The organism is Streptomyces fuscigenes (assembly GCF_021556455.1).
Taxonomy (GTDB): Bacteria; Actinomycetota; Actinomycetes; order Streptomycetales; family Streptomycetaceae; genus Streptomyces; species Streptomyces fuscigenes.
Window position 1 is genome coordinate 1 of the sequence record NZ_JAKGCV010000490.1, and the last position, 3,852, is coordinate 3,852.

The window sequence follows — 3,852 nt, forward strand, 5'->3', positions numbered from 1 at the left end:
CCCCCGCCGCCCCGGCGGGCCGGACCGCCGCGGCCGCGAACACCGCGGCGAAGACGGCCGCCGCCCCTCCCCCGCCCGCCACGCACGCCGACGGCGACCCCGATCTCGGGCCGAACGTCTACGTGTTCGACCCGTCCATGGACACGGACACCGTCCAGTCGACGCTGGACGCGATCTTCGCGCAGCAGAAGCAGGCCGAGTTCGGCACCGGCCGCTACGCGGTGCTGTTCAAGCCGGGCGGCTACGACCTCGACGTGAACCTCGGCTACTACACCCAGGTCGCGGGCCTCGGCACGCAGCCCCCGGACGTCACCATCTCCGACACCCTGCACGTGGACGGCGACGCGCACGGCAAGGGCACGCTGACGAACTTCTGGCGCGGCGCGGAGAACATCCACCCGGTGCCGCGCAGCGGAACGGACCGGTGGGCGGTCTCCCAGGCCACGTTCTACCGGCGGATCTACCTGACCGGCAACCTGCAGCTGGACGACGGGGGTTACTCCAGCGGCGGCTTCATCGCCGACAGCCTGATCACCGGTCAGGTCGCGTCGGGCACCCAGCAGCAGTGGATCACCCGCAACTCCGTGGTGGGCGGCTGGCTGGGCTTCAACTGGAACATGGTCTTCGTCGGTACGGACAACGCGCCCGCGACGAGCTTCCCCTCCCCGCCCTTCACCAACGTGGCGCGCACCCCGGTCGTACGGGAGAAGCCCTTCCTGCACGTGGACAAGGCGGGCGCCTGGCACGTCTTCGTACCCGCCGTGCGGCGCGACAGCCACAACACGAGCTGGGAGGGGCGGCGCGCCGCGGGCACGGACGTGCCGATCGGCGACTTCCACATCGCGAAGCCCGGTGCGAGCGCGGCCGAGCTCAACTCGGCGCTGGCGCAGGGCAAGCACCTGCTGATCACGCCCGGGGTCTACCATCTCGCGCAGCCGCTGAAGATCACCCGGCCGGACACGGTGGTGCTGGGCCTCGGTCTCGCGACCCTCGTCCCCGACGGCGGGGTCACGGCGCTGGACGTCGCAGACGTGGACGGTGTGAAGATAGCGGGCCTGCTGGTCGACGCCGGCGCGCAGAGCAGCGACGCCCTGGTGCGGGTGGGTCCCGACGGCTCGCGCCACGGCCACGCCGCGAACCCGACCTCGCTGCACGACGTCTTCGTGCGCGTCGGCGGCGCCGGCGTGGGCAAGGCGAAGAACTCGATCGTGGTCAACAGCGACGACGTCATCATCGACAACACGTGGCTGTGGCGGGCGGACCACGGCTCGGGCGTCGGCTGGACGAAGAACACCTCCGACACGGGCCTGGTCGTGACCGGCGACGACGTGACCGTCTACGGACTGTTCGTGGAGCACCACCAGAAGGCGCAGGTGCTCTGGTCCGGCGAGCGCGGCCGCACGTACTTCTTCCAGAACGAGATGCCCTACGACGCGCCCGACCAGGCCGCCTGGAACGAGGGCTCCCACCGCGGCTACCCGGCGTACGAGGTCGCGGACGGCGTGCGCGAGCACGAGGCGTGGGGGCTGGGCAGCTACTGCAACCTCACGAGCGACCCGACGATCGTCGCGGACCGCGCCTTCGCGGCGCCCCGCCGCGCGGGGGTCCGCTTCCACAGCATGCTGACGTTCTCGCTGGGCGGCGGCAAGGGCACGATCGCGCACGTCATCAACACGACGGGCGGCCCCTCGGACGCGGAGGTCGGCCTCGCGAAGGTGACCAGCTACCCGTGATCGGCGCCCCGGACCGCCCGCCGGCCCGGAGGGGCGGGCGGGCGGTCCGGCGGGTTCCGGCCCTCCGGCCGGATGACGTGCCCCGGGGGTGCGTCCCGCGCGGGGCTCCGGTCCGGGTCCGGCGTCGGGCGGGGCTCAGAAGCCCACGGCCCCCTGCACCGAGCACAGGCTGTCCTGCGAGGTCCAGAACTGGAACAGGTTCTGCCCGCAGTACATGTAGTTCTGGCCGACCCCGAGATGGCTCATGATCCCGTCGACCAGGTCGAAGAACGCGTGGTTGACCGTGCCCTGGTACAGGACGACGAAGACCGCGATCAGCCCGAACGGTGCGAAGGGCGCGATCTGCCGGCGCAACGACAGCGGGAGCCAGGGCTCGATCACCCCGTAGCCGTCCAGGCCGGGGACCGGGACGAAGTTCAGCAGCGTCGCGGAGACCTGGAGGAACGCGAGGAACGCCAGCGCCTCCCGGAAGGCCAGGGGCGCCCCGTGGAGCGCGCCGAGCCAGAACGGGGCGGTGCACACGAGCGCGAAGAGCGCGTTGGTGAGGGGGCCCGCGGCGGAGATCAGGCTGTGCTTCCAGCGGCCGTGCACCCGGTCGCGCTCGATGTAGACGGCGCCGCCGGGCAGGCCGATGCCGCCGAGGATCACGAACACCACCGGCAGCACGATGCTGAGCAGCGCGTGCGTGTACTTGAGCGGGTTGAGCGTGAGATAGCCCTTCGCCCCGATGCTGATGTCGCCGCTGTGCAGGGCGGTGCGCGCGTGCGCGTACTCGTGCAGGCACAGCGAGACGACCCAGGCCGCGATCACGAAGAGGCAGACCGCGAAGCCCGTGTTGCCGGCGAAGCCCGTCCACACGCCCCAGCCGGCGACGACCGCGACGGCGACGATCCCCAGGAACACGGGGCTGATCCGCCGCTCGCTGCTCGCGGTGGTACTGGCACTGCTCATAGGGACTCCCCCGGACGGCACAGGCGCTGGTGCAGGAAACGGTAGCGGGTGGCCCGGAACGCGCAGGCGGCAGCATGTCCGACCGCCCGGGTGCCGCTCGGGGATCCCGGCCCGCCGGCGCCGGCCGGCGCCGTCAGGTGCCGCCGGGACCGGTGCCGGCGGGGGCGCCGGCCGGGGTGCCGTGCTCGGACCGACCGCTCCACAGGCCGGCGAGCAGCCGGTTCACGGCGCCCGGGCGGTCGCGGTGGGGAGAGTGGTCGCAGCCGGGCACCCGGACGTGCCGGGCGCCGATCCGCTCCGCGACGAACGCCCCGCACGCCATCAGGGCCTCGCCGCTGAAGGCGCGGTAGCCGGGGTGCGCGCTCTCCCAGGTGCCGTTGACCACCAGCTTCGGCCACCCGGCACGGCCCAGGGCGGCGAGCGGGATGTCGGCGTCCCACGCCGGCCGCTCGCCCATCGCCGAGGCGGTGGCACGCAGCATCCCGGGGGTGAGCTCCGGCAGCGGCAGGCCGTACTCCTCGGTCGAGTGGCGCAGGAACTCCTCGGGGCTCATCGGCGCCCGCCGCTCGCCGAAGGCCTCCCGGATCCGTGCGAGTGCCGCCGCGACCGCCGGGCGCTCCCCGGCGACGCGCAGGGTCGACGGCTCGATCAGCGTCAGGGAGCGGACCGCCCCGGGACGGCGGGCCGCCGCGATCATCGCGCCCGCGGCGCCGTAGGAGTGGGCCACGAGGTGGGCGCCGGAGCCGAGGGCGTCCGCGATGTCCTCGGCGTCCCTCTCGTAGTCGCTGCGCGCGATGTCCGGGCTCCGCCCGAAGCCGCGCCGGTCCATCAGCTCCAGCCGGAACCGGTCGGCGAGCGGCCGCTGCTCCCGGAAGGAGTCCGTGCCCCAGCTGAGCGTGCCGTGCACGAGCAGCACGCGCGGAGCGTCCCCCGCCTCGCCGGGGCCCCAGCGCGTCACGTGGACGGCGTCGCGTTCCTGGTCGCGTCCCATGCCGGGATCCTAGGGGCCGGGGGCCCGGCTCGTACCCGGCGAGGGGCGGGCCGGCGGCGCCGCGAGCGGCTCCCGCCGAGACCCGCGGCCCCGTCCGGGTCCCGTACCACCGGGAGGCCCCGTGGGGAGGCCGGCGCTCAGCGGGCCCGTTGCCGGGCCCCCGCGCGTGCGGGCCGC

3 protein-coding genes are annotated in these 3,852 nt (G+C 74.0%); 1 reads left to right on the forward strand and 2 read right to left on the reverse strand.

Going from position 1 to position 3,852, the window contains the following annotated elements:
* Positions 1-1,733, forward strand: a 1,733-nt coding sequence (locus tag L1885_RS25095) for a pectate lyase-like domain-containing protein (RefSeq protein WP_235799454.1), incomplete at its 5' end; no start/stop codon positions are given.
* Positions 1,734-1,868: 135 nt separating this feature from the next.
* Here the strand turns inward: L1885_RS25095 and L1885_RS25100 are convergent.
* Complete coding sequence (locus L1885_RS25100) at positions 1,869-2,684, reverse strand: site-2 protease family protein (protein ID WP_235799455.1); 816 nt, start codon at positions 2,682-2,684, stop codon at positions 1,869-1,871.
* 133 nt (positions 2,685-2,817) lie between these two features.
* A complete protein-coding gene (locus L1885_RS25105; RefSeq protein WP_235799456.1) occupies positions 2,818-3,675 on the reverse strand; it encodes an alpha/beta fold hydrolase in 858 nt (285 codons plus the stop codon).
* Between the last annotated feature and the right edge of the window lie 177 nt (positions 3,676-3,852).

Bases quoted from the DNA above. Each gene is read 5' to 3' on its own strand.
- L1885_RS25100 (WP_235799455.1), bottom strand. From the start codon at position 2,684: ATGAGCAGTGCCAGTACCACCGCGAGCAGCGAGCGGCGGATCAGCCCC.
- L1885_RS25105 (WP_235799456.1), bottom strand. From the start codon at position 3,675: ATGGGACGCGACCAGGAACGCGACGCCGTCCACGTGACGCGCTGGGGC.